Annotated in this window: 19 protein-coding genes; 12 read left to right on the top strand and 7 right to left on the bottom strand. The window is 68.9% G+C overall.

Going from position 1 to position 16,075, the window contains the following annotated elements; genetic code table 11:
- Nucleotide 1 precedes the first annotated feature (1 nt).
- Genes HQ314_RS08595 through HQ314_RS08580 form a run of 4 tightly spaced genes read left to right on the top strand, consistent with a single transcriptional unit; the run spans nucleotide 2 to nucleotide 3,675 of the window.
- Nucleotides 2–1,066 carry an MCE family protein gene (locus tag HQ314_RS08595; protein WP_056441526.1) on the top strand — a complete coding sequence of 355 codons (1,065 nt, stop codon included), beginning with the start codon at nucleotides 2–4 and terminating at the stop codon, nucleotides 1,064–1,066.
- Complete coding sequence (locus HQ314_RS08590) at nucleotides 1,063–2,106, top strand: MlaD family protein (protein ID WP_222649819.1); 1,044 nt, start codon at nucleotides 1,063–1,065, stop codon at nucleotides 2,104–2,106. Before HQ314_RS08595 ends, HQ314_RS08590 begins: the two co-directional genes overlap by 4 nt.
- Nucleotides 2,103–3,053: an MlaD family protein gene (locus HQ314_RS08585; protein ID WP_222649818.1), complete on the top strand. Its 951-nt coding sequence runs from the start codon at nucleotides 2,103–2,105 to the stop codon at nucleotides 3,051–3,053. Before HQ314_RS08590 ends, HQ314_RS08585 begins: the two co-directional genes overlap by 4 nt.
- 40 nt (nucleotides 3,054–3,093) lie before the next feature.
- Entirely contained in the window at nucleotides 3,094–3,675 is a 582-nt protein-coding gene (locus HQ314_RS08580) for a hypothetical protein (RefSeq protein ID WP_222649817.1), read from the top strand.
- Here HQ314_RS08580 and HQ314_RS08575 read toward each other — a convergent pair.
- Nucleotides 3,648–4,505: a class I SAM-dependent methyltransferase gene (locus HQ314_RS08575; protein WP_261781497.1), complete on the bottom strand. Its 858-nt coding sequence runs from the start codon at nucleotides 4,503–4,505 to the stop codon at nucleotides 3,648–3,650. The two genes, HQ314_RS08580 and HQ314_RS08575, sit on opposite strands and share 28 nt — an antisense overlap.
- 104 nt (nucleotides 4,506–4,609) lie before the next feature.
- On the opposite strand from HQ314_RS08575, the gene HQ314_RS08570 reads away from it, so the two are divergent.
- Together HQ314_RS08570 and HQ314_RS08565 are read left to right on the top strand one after the other, a co-directional pair.
- The gene (locus HQ314_RS08570) at nucleotides 4,610–4,870 is read left to right on the top strand and encodes a hypothetical protein (RefSeq protein ID WP_027506312.1); all 261 of its coding nucleotides are present in this window, start codon (nucleotides 4,610–4,612) and stop codon (nucleotides 4,868–4,870) included.
- A gap of 64 nt (nucleotides 4,871–4,934) precedes the next feature.
- Nucleotides 4,935–5,975, top strand: a complete 1,041-nt coding sequence (locus tag HQ314_RS08565; protein WP_027506313.1) for an NAD(P)-dependent alcohol dehydrogenase — start codon at nucleotides 4,935–4,937, stop codon at nucleotides 5,973–5,975.
- A 72-nt stretch (nucleotides 5,976–6,047) separates the two neighbouring features.
- Here HQ314_RS08565 and HQ314_RS08560 read toward each other — a convergent pair whose 3' ends face one another.
- Genes HQ314_RS08560 through HQ314_RS08550 form a run of 3 tightly spaced genes read right to left on the bottom strand, consistent with a single transcriptional unit; the run spans nucleotide 6,048 to nucleotide 8,164 of the window.
- Nucleotides 6,048–6,914, bottom strand: a complete 867-nt coding sequence (locus HQ314_RS08560; protein WP_222649816.1) for a PPK2 family polyphosphate kinase — start codon at nucleotides 6,912–6,914, stop codon at nucleotides 6,048–6,050.
- A gap of 30 nt (nucleotides 6,915–6,944) precedes the next feature.
- A complete protein-coding gene (locus HQ314_RS08555) occupies nucleotides 6,945–7,736 on the bottom strand; it encodes a SigB/SigF/SigG family RNA polymerase sigma factor (protein WP_027506315.1) in 792 nt (263 codons plus the stop codon).
- Nucleotides 7,733–8,164, bottom strand: coding sequence for an ATP-binding protein (locus HQ314_RS08550; RefSeq protein WP_056442299.1), 432 nt, complete (start codon nucleotides 8,162–8,164; stop codon nucleotides 7,733–7,735). The genes HQ314_RS08555 and HQ314_RS08550 overlap by 4 nt, the downstream gene beginning before the upstream one ends.
- Nucleotides 8,165–8,511: 347 nt before the next feature.
- Here HQ314_RS08550 and HQ314_RS08545 point away from each other — a divergent pair, with 347 nt between their 5' ends.
- The 3 genes from HQ314_RS08545 (at nucleotide 8,512) to HQ314_RS08535 (ending at nucleotide 12,401) form a co-directional block, all read left to right on the top strand.
- Nucleotides 8,512–8,877: an STAS domain-containing protein gene (locus HQ314_RS08545; protein ID WP_037186133.1), complete on the top strand. Its 366-nt coding sequence runs from the start codon at nucleotides 8,512–8,514 to the stop codon at nucleotides 8,875–8,877.
- Between the two features lie 120 nt (nucleotides 8,878–8,997).
- Nucleotides 8,998–10,032 (top strand): PHP domain-containing protein, encoded by a 1,035-nt coding sequence (locus HQ314_RS08540; RefSeq protein WP_027506317.1) that lies wholly within the window; start codon nucleotides 8,998–9,000, stop codon nucleotides 10,030–10,032.
- A gap of 119 nt (nucleotides 10,033–10,151) precedes the next feature.
- Nucleotides 10,152–12,401, top strand: coding sequence for an EAL domain-containing protein (locus tag HQ314_RS08535; protein WP_222649815.1), 2,250 nt, complete (start codon nucleotides 10,152–10,154; stop codon nucleotides 12,399–12,401).
- Here the strand turns inward: HQ314_RS08535 and HQ314_RS21710 are convergent.
- Nucleotides 12,327–13,358, bottom strand: a complete 1,032-nt coding sequence (locus HQ314_RS21710) for a GGDEF domain-containing protein (protein ID WP_222646266.1) — start codon at nucleotides 13,356–13,358, stop codon at nucleotides 12,327–12,329. The two genes, HQ314_RS08535 and HQ314_RS21710, sit on opposite strands and share 75 nt — an antisense overlap.
- A gap of 126 nt (nucleotides 13,359–13,484) precedes the next feature.
- Here HQ314_RS21710 and HQ314_RS08525 point away from each other — a divergent pair, with 126 nt between their 5' ends.
- Complete coding sequence (locus tag HQ314_RS08525) at nucleotides 13,485–13,973, top strand: PPOX class F420-dependent oxidoreductase (RefSeq protein WP_037186134.1); 489 nt, start codon at nucleotides 13,485–13,487, stop codon at nucleotides 13,971–13,973.
- Between the two features lie 7 nt (nucleotides 13,974–13,980).
- On the opposite strand, the gene HQ314_RS08520 is transcribed toward HQ314_RS08525, so the two are convergent.
- The gene (locus HQ314_RS08520) at nucleotides 13,981–14,556 is read right to left on the bottom strand and encodes a type 1 glutamine amidotransferase domain-containing protein (protein WP_155957057.1); all 576 of its coding nucleotides are present in this window, start codon (nucleotides 14,554–14,556) and stop codon (nucleotides 13,981–13,983) included.
- A gap of 204 nt (nucleotides 14,557–14,760) precedes the next feature.
- On the opposite strand from HQ314_RS08520, the gene HQ314_RS08515 reads away from it, so the two are divergent.
- Both HQ314_RS08515 and HQ314_RS08510 read left to right on the top strand, forming a co-directional pair.
- The gene (locus tag HQ314_RS08515; RefSeq protein WP_155957058.1) at nucleotides 14,761–15,015 is read left to right on the top strand and encodes a hypothetical protein; all 255 of its coding nucleotides are present in this window, start codon (nucleotides 14,761–14,763) and stop codon (nucleotides 15,013–15,015) included.
- 44 nt (nucleotides 15,016–15,059) lie between these two features.
- Nucleotides 15,060–15,242: a hypothetical protein gene (locus tag HQ314_RS08510; RefSeq protein ID WP_222649814.1), complete on the top strand. Its 183-nt coding sequence runs from the start codon at nucleotides 15,060–15,062 to the stop codon at nucleotides 15,240–15,242.
- Between the two features lie 6 nt (nucleotides 15,243–15,248).
- Here HQ314_RS08510 and HQ314_RS08505 read toward each other — a convergent pair whose 3' ends face one another.
- Entirely contained in the window at nucleotides 15,249–15,950 is a 702-nt protein-coding gene (locus HQ314_RS08505; protein ID WP_027506322.1) for a TetR/AcrR family transcriptional regulator, read from the bottom strand.
- Nucleotides 15,951–16,075 lie beyond the last annotated feature (125 nt).

Here is a 16,075-nt window from a genome sequence, read left to right as displayed (position 1 = left end):
CGTGGCCGCTCGCAGCAAGGTGGTGGCAGTGGCCGTCGCCGCCGTCGTCCTGGTCGGCGCCGGGACCGCGGCGTCGTCCGCAGCCCAGCTCGTCGGGACCCCGCGCTCGGATCTGTGCGCCGAGATGACCGATTCGGTCGGTCTCTACGAGGGGAACGACGTCACGCTCCTCGGCATCCCCGTGGGCGAGGTGACCGGCATCGAGCCTCGCGGCGACCACGTCCGGGTCACGATGTCCGTCGAGGACTCGCTCACGTTGCCGGCCGACGTGGGTGCGGTGACGATGTCGGACTCCATCGTCACCGATCGCCGGCTCGAACTGACCACGCCGTATCGCGACGGCGTGCCCCTCGATCGCGACGAGTGCATCCCGCTCGAGCGCACCCGCACCCCCATCGGGATCAGCGACACCCTCGAGGCGGTGAACAAGCTCGGCGCGGAGCTTCTCGGAACGACGTCGACGACCGATCCGGACAACCCGCGGCCGCCGGACGAGGAGATTCTCGGCGACACCCTGCGCTCGCTCGACACCGCACTCGACGGCAGCGGGGAGCAACTCGGGACCGCGCTGTCCCAGGTCTCCGATCTGGTCGGCAATCCGGCGAACAAGGACACCCAGGTGCGCCGCATGGTCGACAACGTCGACACGCTGACGGCGACCCTGGTGGACCGGTGGCCGGACATCACCCTGCTGATCGAGAACCTGAAGCAGGGGCTCGGGGCCGCGGGCGACTTCTCGGAGCGGTTCGCCCAGGCGATCGACCTGACGGTCGAGTTTCTCCCCGTCCTCGAGAAGACGCTGCCGAAGTTCGCACCCACGCTCTACCGCGTGCTCGACGTCGTCGTCCCGATCGTGGCGATCATCGTCAGCAGAGTCGGCGACATCGCGAGCATCCTGTCGCGGGTGCCGAAGCAGACGGAACAGCTCGCCTCCCTCCAGGATCCGGACACGCAGGCCGCCCGGCTGACGTTCGCACCTCCGCAGTTCGCGGTGCCCGTCGCGGGTGGGTCCACCGTGAACGTCGATCTGGTCCCGCTCGTGCTCGGATCGGCAGGGTCCCGGTGAAGCGGCTCCTGGCGGCGCTGACCGTGGCGGCCGCGGCCGTGACGGCGTCGGGCTGCGGTGCCTCGATCGCCGACCTGCCCGTGCCGGGCAGTTACGTTCCGGGCCCGACCTACCGGGTCGACATCGAGTTCTCGAGTGTGCTGAATCTGCCGGCGCGGGCGAAGGTGGTCCTCGACGGTGTGGACGTCGGGCTCCTGGAGTCGGTCACCCTCACCGGCTCGACCGCCGTCGCCGCCGTGAACGTCGATCGCACCGTCGCACTGCCGGCGCTCACGCGAGCGGAACTGCGCCAGGGCACGATCCTGGGCGAGATCTACGTCGCGTTGCAGCGTCCGGAGGACGGATCCGACACTTCGGGTGCCACCCTGCAGGACGGCGACGTCATCCCGCTCGAGCGGACGACGCCGGCGGACAACGTCGAAGACGTGCTGCGCGGGCTCTCCGAGGTGGTGGCCGGCGGGCACATCGTCGACTTCCAGCGGTCCATCGATCGGTTCAACCGGGCGATCCCGCCGGATCCGGCGACGGTCGACCTCATCAACGACAAGGCCCGAGAGGCGTTGCGGGACCTGGCGACCAACACGACGGAGCTCGACCGCATCCTGGGCGGCGCCGAGGCGGTGACCCGGTCGTTCGCCGAGAAGACGGACACGCTCGACACCATCCTGACGAGTGGTCCGGAACGTGTCGCGGGACTCGCGGACGCCCTGTTGGTCGTGGTCGACGCCCTGATCGATCTGGGGTACATGTCGCGGAACATCGGTGCCGTGATCAACCCGGTGGCGGGAGATCTGCACGACGTGATCGCCACTCTGCAGCCCATGATCCGCACTCTCGCCACGGCCGATCTGACGGCGCCGATGCTGGCGTCCCGCATGGACGCCCTGCTGCGCGAGAAGCTGGTGCCGTTCTTCACGTCGTCGCCGAACGTCCGCATCGCCTCCGTCTCGGGCGACACACCCGCGGGAGAAGCACCCGACGGCCTCGATCGGGCCGACGAGATGATTCAGGTTCTGCGATCGATCGGATTCGTGCGATGAGGGGTTCGATCCTGTCCGCCACGGCGCTCGCGGCGGTCGCCGTGCTGGGTGTCGGATACCTGTCGTTGAACGTCCTGGACATCGATCCGCGACGCGACCACGCCGAGATCACCGTGCCGCTCACGACGTCCGGCGGCCTGATCGACACCTCTCAGGTGACGTTGCGAGGATTCGCCATCGGCAGGGTCGAGCGGATCGACGTCGAGGGCGGTGGACTCCGTGCCGTCGTCAGAGTGGATGCCGCGCAGAAGATTCCGGTCGACACCGAGGTGCGGGTCTCGAATCTCTCCGCGGCGGGCGAACAGTTCCTCGACTTCCGTCCGCACTCGGACTCCGGGCCGTACCTGACGGACGGGGACGTGGTGGACGCGGCGGACGTCTCGGTCGCTCCCAGCGTCAGCGACACCCTCGCGGTCGCCGAGGCACTCACGCGCGAGATCGACACCGATGCGCTGGGCGGCATCGTCGACACGGTCGACACCGCCACGCGGGGCCGGGAGTCGGACATCGACAACGTCGTCGAGGTGTTGCGGCTGCTGTCCCTCACGTTGGCCGACAAGAAGGACGAGATCCGGCGGCTGTATCGCAACCTGCAGGTGCTCGGCGAGAACGCGTACGCCGATGCGCTGGGCCCGCGGCTCGCGGACGCGGTTCCCGAACTGAACGCCTCCGGAGCAGGTCTCGACCACCTGATCGGTTCGTACCAGGACTACTCGTACGTCGGCGAGACCGTGTGGGACGGCGAACTGGCCCGGTTGGTGCCCAAGATCGACGAGTACCTGAGTCAGTTGTCACCGGACCTCGGCTTCATCGCCACCGTGCTGCGCCCGGTCACACAGCCGATCCGCCCGCTCCGGGTCGATGCCGGCGCCCTGGTGACGATGCTCGAGCAGGTCTTCCCGCGCGGCGGACCGGCTCGGGTGGCCGTGACCCTGCCCGGCAATTGACGTACCCCTCCTGCATCAGACGGACGACGAGAAGGCCATCATGACAACAGAACTCGACACCACCTCGACCGAGGACGACGCGGCGCCGGACACTGCGGTGCCCGCGGTGTCGTCCCGGACGCGCATCGTGGCGATCGTCGCCACCGTGGTCGCCGTGCTCGCGACGGTCGCTGCCGTGGTGGCAGGGGTGCAGTGGCAGTCCGCCCACTCCGCCCTGGCCGCGGAACGCGGAGCCGATGCCGACCGCGCCACCGCCGAGAACACGGCGCGGTCGTACACGGAGCGGTCGTTGACCTACGACCACACGGACATCGACGGCTTCTTCGGGGGCGTCGAGGAGGGCACCACCGATGCCCTGCGTGAGCGCTTCGACGGTGTGCGCGAAGTGCTCACGCAGATCATGACCGACTCGCAGGTGGTGGCGTCGGGTCGGGTGAACGCAGCGACGGTCACGGCGCAGGAGGGCGACACCTACACGGTGTCGGTCTTCGCGACCCAGACCACGCAGAACCTGCAGCAGCCCGAACCCGGTGCCGTGCCGACGCTTCTGACGGTGACCGTCGAGCACACCGGCGACGAGTGGTTGGTCTCGGACTACGGAGCCGACACCGGCACGTCCTGATCGCTGCGGCTCAGCCGCCCGGTGACGAACTGGGCTGCGCCGTGGATGCGCTGCTCCACATGCTCGACCCCGCGTTCCCGTAGGACGTCGGTGATGTCGTCGCGTCGGAACATCTCCAGTCCCACGGTGCTCGCTGCCGCGGCGGTGACCACCCCGACCGGCTGTGGGCCGCGACGTACCGTCGTCATGAGCGCGATGCGTCCGCCCGGTCGCAGCACCCGGATCATCTCGTCGAGGACCCGGTACGGCTCCGGCACCAGGTACAGCGCGGCGTAGCAGCACACCGCGTCCACGGCGTCGTCCTCGAACGGGAGCTCTCGCGCGTCCCCGAGCAGGTAGGCGACGTGCTCGTCGTCGTCGGTGTCCGCCGACGCGCGGGCGATCATCGGCTCCGACGCGTCCAGGCCGATCACGAGAGGCTCCGACACGTCGAGCCCGGTCACGAGAGGCCGACCGTGCGCTCCGCTGAGCATGGCCTCGGCCAGCGATCGCGAGAAGTTGCCGGGCCCGCACGCGACGTCCAGGACGACCGACACGTCGGGGGACACGAGCCCGAGGTCACGCACCGCGTAGGCCCGCTGCTCCTCCATGGAGGGCCCGCCGGCGCCCATCCACAGGCGGAACAGAGGCCGCCACGCGCGTTCGTAGACGGCCGCGAGGGGGGAGAAGGTCATCAGGCGCCCGGCGACGGACGATGCGGAGGCGGGGGACGCCTCTCGCGCTGTGGAATCCGTCACCCGGACGTCGAGCACTCCGCGCATCGGCGACGACGCGTCGACACCCGTTCGGAGCAGTTCTCGGGTGCGCCGTACCGCGGGTGTCTCGGCCATACCGACCACGCTAGCGCGACCACGCCCACGGCGGTGCGGACGTTGCTACTGTGACCGACGGGGTCCGGTCGGACCCGTTCGCGTACAGGGGAGGACGTCACGTCATGGCTTCGATCACGGTGCCCACCATCGCTGGAATCGGTCTCGCTGCAACAGGTGCCGCGCACTTCGTGGCGCCCGACGCCTTCCGCTCGATCACCGAGCCGGCGTTCCCGAAGGACACTCGTACGTGGACCTACCGCAACGGTGCGTCGGAGCTCGTCATCGGCACCGCCATCGCCGTCCCGGCCACGCGCAAGGTCGGTCTCGTCGCGCTCGCGGGGTACCTCGGCTTCCTCGGGTACCGGATGGCCACCGCTCGCTGATCCGTCGCCGGGGACGAACCGGACATGGTTTACGAGTCAACGATGCACGGGTAGACATGTGTACATGTCCACAGCAACCGCATACGCCGCCACCGCACCCGACGCACCGCTCGAGAAGACCACCATCGAGCGACGAGAGCTCGGTCCGAACGACATCCTGATCGACGTCAAGTTCGCCGGTATCTGCCACTCGGACATCCACACCGCCCGCAACGAGTGGGGCGGCACCACGTACCCCGTCGTCCCCGGCCACGAGATCGCCGGCATCGTCGCCGAGGTCGGTTCCGACGTCACCAGCCGCAAGGTCGGCGATCGCGTCGGCGTCGGCTGCTTCGTCGACTCCTGTGGCACCTGTGAGGCCTGCAAGGACGGCGATGAGCAGTACTGCACCAAGGGCGTCGTCCAGACGTACAACTCGAAGACCTACGAGGGTGAGTTCACCCACGGTGGCTACTCGACGCAGATCGTCGTCACCGAGAAGTTCGTGCTGGGCATCCCCGAGGGCGTCGAGCTCGACGTCGCCGCGCCGCTGCTGTGCGCCGGCATCACCCTCTACTCGCCGCTGAAGCACTGGGGCGCGGGCCCCGACAAGAAGGTCGCCATCATCGGCATGGGCGGACTGGGCCACGTCGGCGTCAAGATCGCCCACGCGCTCGGCGCTCACGTCACCGTGCTCAGCCAGACGCTGAGCAAGGAGGAGGACGGCAAGCGACTCGGAGCCGACGAGTACTACGCCACGAAGGACACCACCGCGCTGAAGGACCTGCGCGGCAAGTTCGACCTCATCCTCAACACCGTCTCCGCGAACCTGCCGATGGGCGACTACCTCGGCCTGCTCGCCCGTAACGGCACGCTCGTCGAGTTGGGCGTTCCCGAGAAGCCCCTCGAGGTCCCGGCCTTCAACCTGCTGGCGAACCGTCGTTCGTTCGCGGGCTCCATGGTCGGCGGCATCGCCGAGACCCAGGAGATGCTGGACTTCTGCGCCGAGCACCACATCGGCGCCGAGATCGAGGTCATCTCCGGCGACCAGATCAACGAGGCGTACGACCGCGTCGTCAAGTCGGACGTGCGCTACCGCTTCGTGATCGACACCGCCACCCTCTGATTCACAGGCGCAGCGCCACAGCTGCGAACACCACCTTCGGGCGCCGACCTCGCGGTCGGCGCCCGTCGGCGTTCACGGCCGCGGCAGGGACGCCAGACGCTGCTTCTCGTGCTCCACGTCGAAGTCCGCGGGCGGCCACTGCAGGTCCAACGACGTCAGTGCTCCCGTCAGCAGCTCCGTGACGGCGAGGCGGCTGTACCACTTGTGATCGGACGGCACCACGTACCAGGGCGCCCACTCCGTGTCGGTGCGATCCAGGACCGCCTGGTACGCCTCCTGGTAGGCGACCCACTTCTCGCGCGCCTCGATGTCGCTCGGGTCGTACTTCCAGTACTTGTCCGGCCGGCGCAGTCGACGAGCGAGACGCTTGCCCTGCTGCTCCCACGACAGCGCCATGGCCACCTTGACGATGGTGGTGCCGCTCTCGACCACGCGGCGCTCGAAGTCGTTGATCTCGTCGTAGCGCGTGCGCCACACGCTGGGAGGAGCGAGTTCGTTCACACGGACGATGAGGACGTCCTCGTAGTGGGACCGGTCGAAGACCCCGATCTGGCCCGGTCGCGGCAGCTTCTTCTCCACGCGCCACAGGAACGGGTGCGCCCGCTCCTCCTCCGTCGGGGTGCCGAAGGTCGCGTGATCGACACCCTGGGGCTCGACCATGCCGAGCACGTGCCGGACCATGCCGCCCTTGCCCGAGGTGTCCATCCCCTGCAGCACGAGCAGGACCGACCGGTGGTCTCCGCTCTTGCCGCAGGCGTACAGACGCTCCTGAAGTTCCGACAGGATCTTGCCGCGCGCCGACATCAACTCCTTGCCGGCGTCCTTGTCGCGATCGAAACCGGGCGTCGACGCGGCGTCCACCGTCGACCACGACGTGTCCGACGCGGCCAGGGCCGCGGGCAGATTCGTGGTGAAGCCGGGCGACGGTGAGCTGCTCATCCCGCGAGCGTAGGCGTACGCCCCGCTTCTCTAGTGCAGTTCCTCGCGGAGTTGGGCGAGTGTCCGGGCGAGGAGACGCGAGACGTGCATCTGCGAGATCCCCATCTTCTCGGCGATCTGCGTCTGCGTCATGTTTCCGAAGAAGCGCAGCAGCAGCACGTTGCGCTCACGCTCGGGGAGCTTCTCGAGCAGGGGACGGAGAGCCTCGTGGTTCTCGACGTTCTCCATCTCCTTGTCGTAGTCGCCGAGGGTGTCCGCCAACGACAGGCCCTCGGAATCGCTTCCGCTGGAAGCACTGTCGACCGAGAGTGTCTGGTAGGCGTTGCCGGCGGTGAGCCCCATCGCGACCTCGTCGCGGTCCAGGTCGAGATACTCGGCCAACTCGGAGACGGTCGGTGACCGCCCCTGCGTCTGCGACAGATCCGCGATGGCACGGGAGAGCTGCAGGTGCAGTTCCTTCATGCGCCGAGGGACGCGGACGGCCCATCCCGCGTCACGGAAGTGTCGGCGTACCTCGCCCATGATCGTGGGTACCGCGAAGGACACGAAATCGGATCCGCGTTCGACGTCGAAGCGATCGACCGCGTTGACCAGCCCGACGCGGGCGACCTGCACCAGATCGTCGTGCGCCTCACCGCGGCCGTCGAATCGGCGGGCGATGTGTTCGGCGAGGGGCAGGCACCGCGTCACCAGCTCGTCGCGCAGCTTGCCTCGCAGGGGATCGCCCTCGGGCAGCGTGCGGATGCGGGTGAAGCGCTCGGCGACGTCGGCGTACTCGTCCGCCGAGCGCCGTGACTTCGGCTTGCGTTCGCTTGTCGTCACTCGTCCCAGCCGTGCTTGCTCTTGGTGAACTCGATGGTGGTCGAGACGACACCGTGCTCGTCCTCGGACTGCGACGTCGACACGGAGTCGGTCAGGGCGTTGAGAACGTGCCAGCCGAAACCGCTGGCGTCCAGATCGGCGCCGGCCTCGGTCGTCGTCGTCACCGACACGTGGAGGGCGTCGTCCGCGGTGAGGAAACGGCACACCATGCGGGCACCCGGGGTGGCACGCACGATGAGGCGGCTGCAGGACTCGTCGATGGCGAGCCGGATGTCGGCGATGCTGTCCAGATCGAAGTCGTCCTGGGCGGCGAGTGTCGCGGCCACGGCGCGAGTGACCGACAGCTGGCTCGCGTCGGCGTGGACACCGAGTTCGATGGTGGCGTCGGCCCCCTCCGTGTTCGGCTCCGTCGTGATGGCCCGTGTCATGAGGTCTCCCACTTCTTCGTGTCGCGTGTCGGTTCAGACGAACCTCGTACGTGTTCGACCGGTCGAGATTACCCGGGGCCCGTCGTCGCAAAACGTGCACCGTACCGGCGGCGTCTCCCGCGGCGTCGCTCGATGTTCACCAGGATCCTCACCGAAGTGGTTGGCAGACCGCTCCGGGTAGCGTAGGTTCATAGACAGGTTGAGTCAGCAGCCGACGTACGAAGCACCGTCGATGGTCGCTCGGACTCCTTTCCACCAACCGCCACTCATTCTGCAGTCGCGGACGGGTTCTTTCACCTGCAGCACCATTGCTCTGCTTCTCCAGCTAGATCGGCATTTGGAGAATCATGACTGTTTCGACTTCACACGCATCCACCACCACCACTCTCGGCGACGACGTCGTCATGCTCGGCGGACTCATCTCCGTCGTGCGCACCGACTCGGAGACCACGTACCGCGTCACCGGCAGTGTGGACCTGTCCAACTCGTCCACTTTCTCGGACGTCGTGAGCAACGACGTCGAGGCGGGACGAAGCATCGTGCTCGATTTGTCCGGAGTCGACTTCTTCGGCACCGCAGCACTTTCCGTCGTGGCGGGTCTCGACGACCGCAGCGCGGCGAACGGTTCCCACCTGACCCTCGTGGTCGGCGACGCGGTCACCCGCGTCATGGGTGCCGCTCGGTGGGAGCCCACCGCACGCGTGGTCCGCTGACCACCCTGCACCGAAACTCGGCGTGATCCGGTTCGTCCGGGTCGTCGCTCCCCCCTGCCCCTGTCGCCGGTTCCCGGTGGCAGGGGCAGTGTCATGTCCGGGGCCGTAGGCTCTGACGGCATGGAACCTGTTGCCGCACTGCGAGAGGTGGCGTTCTGGCTCGAGCGGTCGCGGGCCGAGACGCGCCGGGTCAAGGCCTACCGCACCGCCGCCGACGTCCTGGCCGCACTGGACGCCGACAGGATGGCCGAGCTCGCTCGCACCGACGGCTGGACCACCCTGCGCGGCATCGGTCCGAAGACCTCCGCGGTCGCCGCGGCGGCCGCGGCCGGCGAGGTTCCCGAGTACCTCCTGCAACTGCGCGCCGAGGCACAGCCCATCGGTGTCGGCGGCGAGGAACTGCGAACAGCTCTGCGCGGGGATCTGCACACGCACTCCGACTGGTCGGACGGGGGAAGTCCGATCGAGGAGATGGCGGAGACCGCGCGCAGGATCGGGCACGAGTACTGGGTGCTCACCGACCATTCACCGCGTCTGACCGTCGCCCACGGGCTCTCCGCCGACCGACTGCGCGCCCAGCTCGAGGTCATGGACGAGGTGCAGCGACGCTTCGAGACCGACGGCGGGCGGCCGATGCGGGTGCTGACCGGCATCGAGGTCGACATCCTCGACGACGGGTCGCTGGACCAGGAGCCGGAGCTGCTCGACGACCTCGACATCGTCGTCGCGAGCGTCCACTCCCACCTGCGCGCGGACAGCGCCACGATGACGGCGCGCATGATCGCCGCGGTGACGAACCCGCAGGTCGACGTTCTCGGCCACTGCACCGGCCGTCTCGTCGAGGGCGGACGCGGCACCCGCCCCGAGTCGACGTTCGACGCCCGTGCCGTGTTCGAGGCGTGCCGTGACCACGGGACCGCGGTGGAGATCAACGCGCGTCCCGAGCGCCAGGACCCGCCGGAGCGGTTGATGGAGCTCGCCCTGGAGATCGGCTGCCTGTTCAGCATCGACACCGACGCGCACGCCCCCGGCCAACTGGACTGGCTCGGCCACGGTTGTGCACGTGCCACCGCGGTGGGCGTTCCGCCTGACCGTATCGTCACCACCTGGCCGGTCGACCGGTTGCTGGACTGGGCGTCGTCGGACGGAGCGTGACGCGGGCAGGTACCGGTCCCCGAGAGGAAAAGCGGGCAAAGAACGGGCAGAGTGCGTCGAAGGTGGAACAATCGCGAGGTGTTGCTGGGGGCGGAAACGGGTCTGGGGGCGGAGACGTGGTGACGGGAAGCCTGAACTCGGGTGGCCTGAACTCTGGTGGTTCGGACTCGGGCGACGCCGGCGACAGGCGCACCGTTCTGGCAGCGCTGACGGCGATCTCCGAGTCGTCCCAGGACGGTGTCGTGGTCTTCGATCGCAACACCTCCGTGCGGTACGCCAACGCCGCCGCCCGCACCATCCTCGAGTTCCCGGCCCACGAGAACCCGTCCGCGCGAGACCTCGTCGCGGACACGGCGGCCTCGACACTCGACCTCATTCTCGCCGAGCTGAACGCCACGGGAGCCTGGACCGGTCGGATCGCGGTGGGAACTCCGGCCCGACCGATCCTGGTGTCCGCGTGGGTACTCGGACCCACCGACGGCCACGAGGTCGTGGTCGCGACACTCGTGGACGGCTCCGAGCGGCAGGAGCGCGAGGAGGAGCTCGTCGACGCCCTCACCGCCGTCCGCCGCCGAGCGCGCGAGCAGCGCATCGTTGCCGGGCTCAACCGTGCGGCGCTCACCGGATCCTTCGACGACCTCGTGGTCACCGCTCTGCAGTCCATCGTGGATCTCGTCGGTGCCACGCACGCCGTGGTGTTCCGCCGACGCGGTGCGGACCGCCTGGCCGTCCACGCGGCCACCTTCGAGCCGCAGGACGAGGAGACCCTGCCCTCGGGCACCGCGACGCTGGCCGGCTACGCGCTCGAGCGCGAGGAGGTGATCGTGTGCGCGGACACCCGCGACGAGACCCGCTTCGACGTCACCCTGCTGGAGGACCACGACCTCCGCAGCGGTATCGCGGCTCCCGTCCGCGGGGGCGACGGCACGTGGGGTGTCCTCGTCGTCTATCGCACCGAGCCGCACACGCCGTCGGCCGACACGCTGTCCTTCGTCGTCACGGTGGCCGCGGTGCTGGCGTCCGCCGTGCGCCGGTCCGACCTCGAACGCGAGCTGCGGTACCGCAGCCTGCACGACCCGCTGACGCAGTTGGCGAATCGCACGCTCGCGTACCAACGCATCGATTCCGCGCTCGGAGTCTCGCGCGAGGACGGCACGCTCACCGCAGTGATCCTGGTGGACCTCCACGACTTCCGCACCATCAACGACAGCTTCGGCCACGGCGCGGGGGACGCGGTGCTCACGGCGGTGGCGCCGATGCTCACGCGCACCGTCAGGCCCTCCGACACCGTCGCCCGCTTCGGCGGCGACGAGTTCCTGCTCGTGTGCCCGGGCCTGCGCAGCACCTTCGACGCCATCGGCGTCGCCCAGGGTGTGCTGGCCATGTTCCGCCGTCCGCTCACCATCGGGAACCGGACGACGACCGTCACCGCCTGCATGGGCATCTCGGTCGGGTACGGCGAGCACACCGCCGCGGAGATGGTCCGCCAGGCGGACGTCGCCATGGGCGGCGCGAAGAAGGAGGGTCCGGGGAGCTACGAGCTGTACGACAAGGTGCAGGGCGGAGAAGCGTTGCGGCGCTTGACCATCGCCTCGGAGCTCCGGTCCGCGATCGAGAACGACGACCTCGACGTGGCGTACCAGCCCGTGTTCGACATCCGATCCGGACGCATGACCGGGGTCGAGGCGCTCGCGCGGTGGACCACGTCGAGTCTCGGCGTCGTCGGGCCCGACGAGTTCGTTCCCGCCGCCGAACGCGCGGGCCTGATCGGGCCGCTCGGCAGCTGGGTGCTGCGCCGGGCGTGCACCGAGGCCGCGCGCTGGCAGACCGGTGATCCGGTGGAACTTCGCGTCAACGTCAGTCCGCTGCAGCTTCGTCAGCGCACGTTCGCGTCGTCCCTCGCCGACACGCTCGAGCGCACCGGTCTCGCCCCGGATCTGCTGGGCATCGAGATCACCGAGACCCTGTGGCTCGAGGACACGTCCGCTGTGAAGAACAACCTCGACGAGCTGCACCGGATGGGCATCAAGATCCTGCTGGACGACTTCGGTGTCGGCCACAGCTCGCTGGACTACCTGACGCGCTTCCCGATTCTCGACGCCATCAAGATCGATCGATCTTTCGTCGCCGACCTGCCGACCGAGCAGTCGGAGGCGGTCATCCGCGCCGTCGTGTCGGTGGCCGACGCGTTCGGTCTCGACGTGGTGGGCGAGGGTGTGGAGACCACGGCCCAACTCGACAGCCTCGTCCGGTGCGGATGCGGCTACGCCCAGGGCTACCTGATGGCGCGACCACTACCGCCGGGCGACGTGACCGCCCTGGTGGCGTCCGGGGGTCGGATGAATGTCGATGCCGGACCTGCTCGGTGACCGACGCTTCGACACGTACATGTTCTCGTCCGCGAGCGACCACGACGCGGTGATGCTGCCGGCCTCGGTGACCGTGCTCCAGCCGACCGACATCGGCACGTCCGCCGCGTGGGCGGAGGACTCCAGGGCCGTGAGCATGCCGTCGACGTCGGTGGCGTCGCGGTCGAACACCAGGACTCCGAACTCGTCGCCGCCGAGACGGGCCACGACGTCCGACTCGTGAGCCCACGCCCGCAGCAGTTCGGCGGCGCGTCGGATCACCCGATCTCCCGCGGCATGGCCGTGCCGGTCGTTCACCTGCTTCATCCCGTCGAGGTCGACGACCACCACGGCGCCGGGGTCGGCGAAGCGAGTCCAGCGCGCGTCCTCGGGCTCGAGCACCCGGTTCCATCCCCGCCTGTTGAAGAGTCCGGTGAGAGGGTCGGTCTCCGCCTCGCGCCGAGCCAGTTCGGCGGACCGCTCCGCGACCGCGCGGGCGTGGTCGGTCTCGAACACTGTGGTGAGCAGCCCGGACAGAAGATCGAGCAGCGCGGTCATGCCGGCGGGCAGCGGCCCGCTGATCGGCCGCGAGCCGAAACCGCACATCGTGCCGAACAGCGAGCCGTCCGCCCGCCGGATGGGCACACCGATGTACGACCGGACCGGGTCGTGCCCGGGAACGCCGATGCGCGGGATGCCCGCGTCGTCGAGGTCCTCCACGACGGACGGGATCTCGCCCTCGGTCATCGAATGGCACAGCGACTCGTTCCACCCCACGACGAGGCCGGTGTCGATCCCCAGGCCGTTGGTGTTGGTGCGCAGGAAGATCTGCTTGTCGTCGACGACGCGCGAGACGGCCCAGGCCGTCGCGGGAACGATGCTGTCGAGATACGCGACGACGGCCGCGCCCGCGGCGTCGAAGGTGGAGAGCGCGGAGGGCGGCGGTGCGATCGAGGGGGGACGAGGTGGAACGGTCACGGTCTGTCCTGAGGGCGGAAGGTCGACCGCGGCACCCCCGGAACCGCGTGGCCGGTGAGTCCGGACCGAGTGTCGTCTGTCGGCACCGATTCTAGCCCCCGGCGGGCGAGCACCTACCCTCGAATCATGGCACCGACGTACGCAACAGCCGACCGAGTCGATCTCGATGCCCTGCATCGCTTCGTCGCCGAGCGGCATCACGCCACCCTGGTCACCACGAAGCAGTCCGGTGGACTGCAGATCTCACCCGTGACCTGCGGGCTCGACGCGCAGGGGCGCATCGTCGTCTCGACGTACCCGCAGCGCGCGAAGACCGTGAACATCCGTCGGTCCTCGGCCGTCACGCTCTGCATCCACTCCGACGACTGGAACGGCCCCTACGTGCAGATCGACGGCACCGCGGAGGTCATCGACCTGCCCGACTCCGTCGAGCCGCTCGTGGACTACTACCGGGCGATCGCGGGCGAGCACCCCGACTGGGACGAGTACCGGCAGGCGATGGTGACGCAGGGCAAGTCGATCATCCGCATCGCCATCGACACGTGGGGACCGATCGCGACCGGCGGATTCCCGCCGCCCGCGCAGGATCAGCCGGCCGACGAGTCGAACGGCTGACCCCGGCTCACTCGGCCGCGTCGAGAGCGGTGACGGCCTGGACCACGGCCTCGCAGAACGCGGGGATGTCGTCCGGGTTGCGGCTGGAGATCAGGTTGCCGTCCACGACGACCTCCTCGTCCACCACCGTGCCGCCGGCGTTCCTGATGTCGGTACGCACGCTCGGGTACGAGGTCAGCGTGCGACCGCGTACGACGTCGGCCTCGACGAGCGTCCACGGGCCGTGGCAGATCACCCCCACCGGTTTGCCGGAGTTCACGAAGTCGCGGACGAACGACACCGCGTCGGTGTCGAGGCGCAGCGTGTCGGGGTTGGTCGTTCCACCCGGCAGGACCAGCGCGTCGAAGTCGTCGACGGAGGCCTCGGCGACCAACTGGTCGACGGCGAAGGTGTCGGCGGGTTCGGTGTCGTTCTCGAAGGCCTGGATCTCACCGTGGGTCAGCGAGAGCAGCACCGTGGTCGCTCCGGCCTGATCGAGTGCCTCGCGGGGAGCGGTGAGCTCGATCTGCTCGACACCGTCCGTCGCGAGGAACGCCACGGTGCGGCGGGCCGACCCGGAGTCGGTGTTCGGAGTGTCAGTCATCGTGAACCTCTCTCGTTCTCGCCGTGTCGCGGGACGCGATGCGGCTGTCCCGATCTACCCGGCACCCGGTGGTGGGAAACGGCACACCCTCGGCGGGTTGGATCGGCCCGGGCGCGGGTATCTGCCCTTCGACCGGATGGTGAGCACGTCCGATCGAGGCACCGCTGCGTTCACCGAGAGGTGACGCGGGAGAGGGGAACACCAGTGAGCACACCGACAGTGGACGCGGCCGGAGCGGTCGTGCCCGACACCGCCGGCGATGCCGCCGAGGCACCCGTGATGACCTGCCTCTTCGAGCACACCACGGCGGGAATCGTCCTGATGGTCGCCCTGTGCGCCGGGATGGCGGCCTTCGTGGCGGCCGCGGTGAACTCCTTCGCCCTGGGAGCCCTGGTCGGTGTCCTCATGATCGGGATGGCCGGTATGGCCGTGGTGTTGGTTCCGGTCGAGCGCCGGTAACCTCGGAACGGCCCACGCAGACTCACCGAGGGAGGGAACGACAGATGCCCGATTTCACGAGCCCGGAACTTCCCGTCGAGGACGCTCTCGAGCAGGAGCAGGACACGGTGCAGGACGACGACACCGACGCGGTCACGCCCACGGTCGCCGTGATGTACGACGCCTCCGACGCGGACCTGCTCGAGCAGAGTCGCGACGTCCCGCTCGACGACGAGCACGACCGCTAGGCGCCTCTACTCGTCGACGAGTGGGTGGTCGACCGCGTTGAAGCGTGAGGGCGAACCGCCCGCTTCCGCGACACCGTGGATGCCGCCCCACACCATCATGGTGAGGTAGTCGATGAGGTCCGCTGCCGACATCGACCGGTTCGAGATCCACCAGTGCGTGGCCAACTGGACGCCGCCCACGATCCCGTACGACCAGGGCAGCGAGCCGCCCGAGTCCATCTCCATCCGGCGCAGGCGCTCACCGAGCACCGTCGCCAGCAGTTCGGCGATCATGCGCTCCGACTCGGCGACCACGTCGCGGTTCGGCCCCGAGCTGTTCGACATCGCGTACAGGTAGACCTCGGGGTCGTCCGCGACGGTCTCCACGTACGCGGCGACCACCTGGCGGGTGAGGTTGTACTCGTCGAGCTCGACGCTGATCGCGTCGTAGATCCGCGGTGCGAGAGTCGTCTCCACATACCGCTCGAGCGTCGCGTTGGTCAGATCGTTCTTGTCGTGGAAGTAGCGGTACAGGACGGTCTTCGAGATACCGATCTCGGTGGCGATCTCGTCCATGCCGATGTTGCGGCCGCGCAGCCGGATGGCGGCGAGAGTGCCGTCCACCAGTTCCTCGCGACGGGCGATCTTGTGCTCGCGCCAGCGTCGCTTGCGGCCGTCCGGCTTGTCCGTGCGGGCGTCGGTCGCGGTGTCGTCGGAATCCGGCTTCACCGTCTCGGCCCTGGCGGAACGGGTTCGCCCGGTCTTCCGGGCCCCGGTCTCGTCGGCGTCCTGGTCGGCGGTGTCCCCGTCGCTCTTCCTCGCTGCCGATCTGCTCGCCACGCGCGTGTACTCCG

The organism is Rhodococcus sp. BP-332 (assembly GCF_019836065.1).
GTDB lineage: Bacteria > Actinomycetota > Actinomycetes > Mycobacteriales > Mycobacteriaceae > Rhodococcoides.
The sequence above is the reverse complement of the archived record's forward strand: the minus strand, read 5'-3'. Positions and strand labels throughout refer to the sequence as shown.

Coding starts and splice junctions, on each gene's coding strand:
- HQ314_RS08550 (WP_056442299.1), bottom strand. CDS start 8,164: ATGACACGGGCCATCACGACGGAGCCGAACACGGAGGGGGCCGACGCC.
- HQ314_RS08520 (WP_155957057.1), bottom strand. CDS start 14,556: ATGACTGACACTCCGAACACCGACTCCGGGTCGGCCCGCCGCACCGTG.
- HQ314_RS08510 (WP_222649814.1), top strand. CDS start 15,060: ATGCCCGATTTCACGAGCCCGGAACTTCCCGTCGAGGACGCTCTCGAG.
- HQ314_RS08570 (WP_027506312.1), top strand. CDS start 4,610: ATGGCTTCGATCACGGTGCCCACCATCGCTGGAATCGGTCTCGCTGCA.
- HQ314_RS08585 (WP_222649818.1), top strand. CDS start 2,103: ATGAGGGGTTCGATCCTGTCCGCCACGGCGCTCGCGGCGGTCGCCGTG.
- HQ314_RS08565 (WP_027506313.1), top strand. CDS start 4,935: ATGTCCACAGCAACCGCATACGCCGCCACCGCACCCGACGCACCGCTC.
- HQ314_RS08545 (WP_037186133.1), top strand. CDS start 8,512: ATGACTGTTTCGACTTCACACGCATCCACCACCACCACTCTCGGCGAC.
- HQ314_RS08575 (WP_261781497.1), bottom strand. CDS start 4,505: ATGGCCGAGACACCCGCGGTACGGCGCACCCGAGAACTGCTCCGAACG.
- HQ314_RS08580 (WP_222649817.1), top strand. CDS start 3,094: ATGACAACAGAACTCGACACCACCTCGACCGAGGACGACGCGGCGCCG.
- HQ314_RS08525 (WP_037186134.1), top strand. CDS start 13,485: ATGGCACCGACGTACGCAACAGCCGACCGAGTCGATCTCGATGCCCTG.
- HQ314_RS08540 (WP_027506317.1), top strand. CDS start 8,998: ATGGAACCTGTTGCCGCACTGCGAGAGGTGGCGTTCTGGCTCGAGCGG.
- HQ314_RS08560 (WP_222649816.1), bottom strand. CDS start 6,914: ATGAGCAGCTCACCGTCGCCCGGCTTCACCACGAATCTGCCCGCGGCC.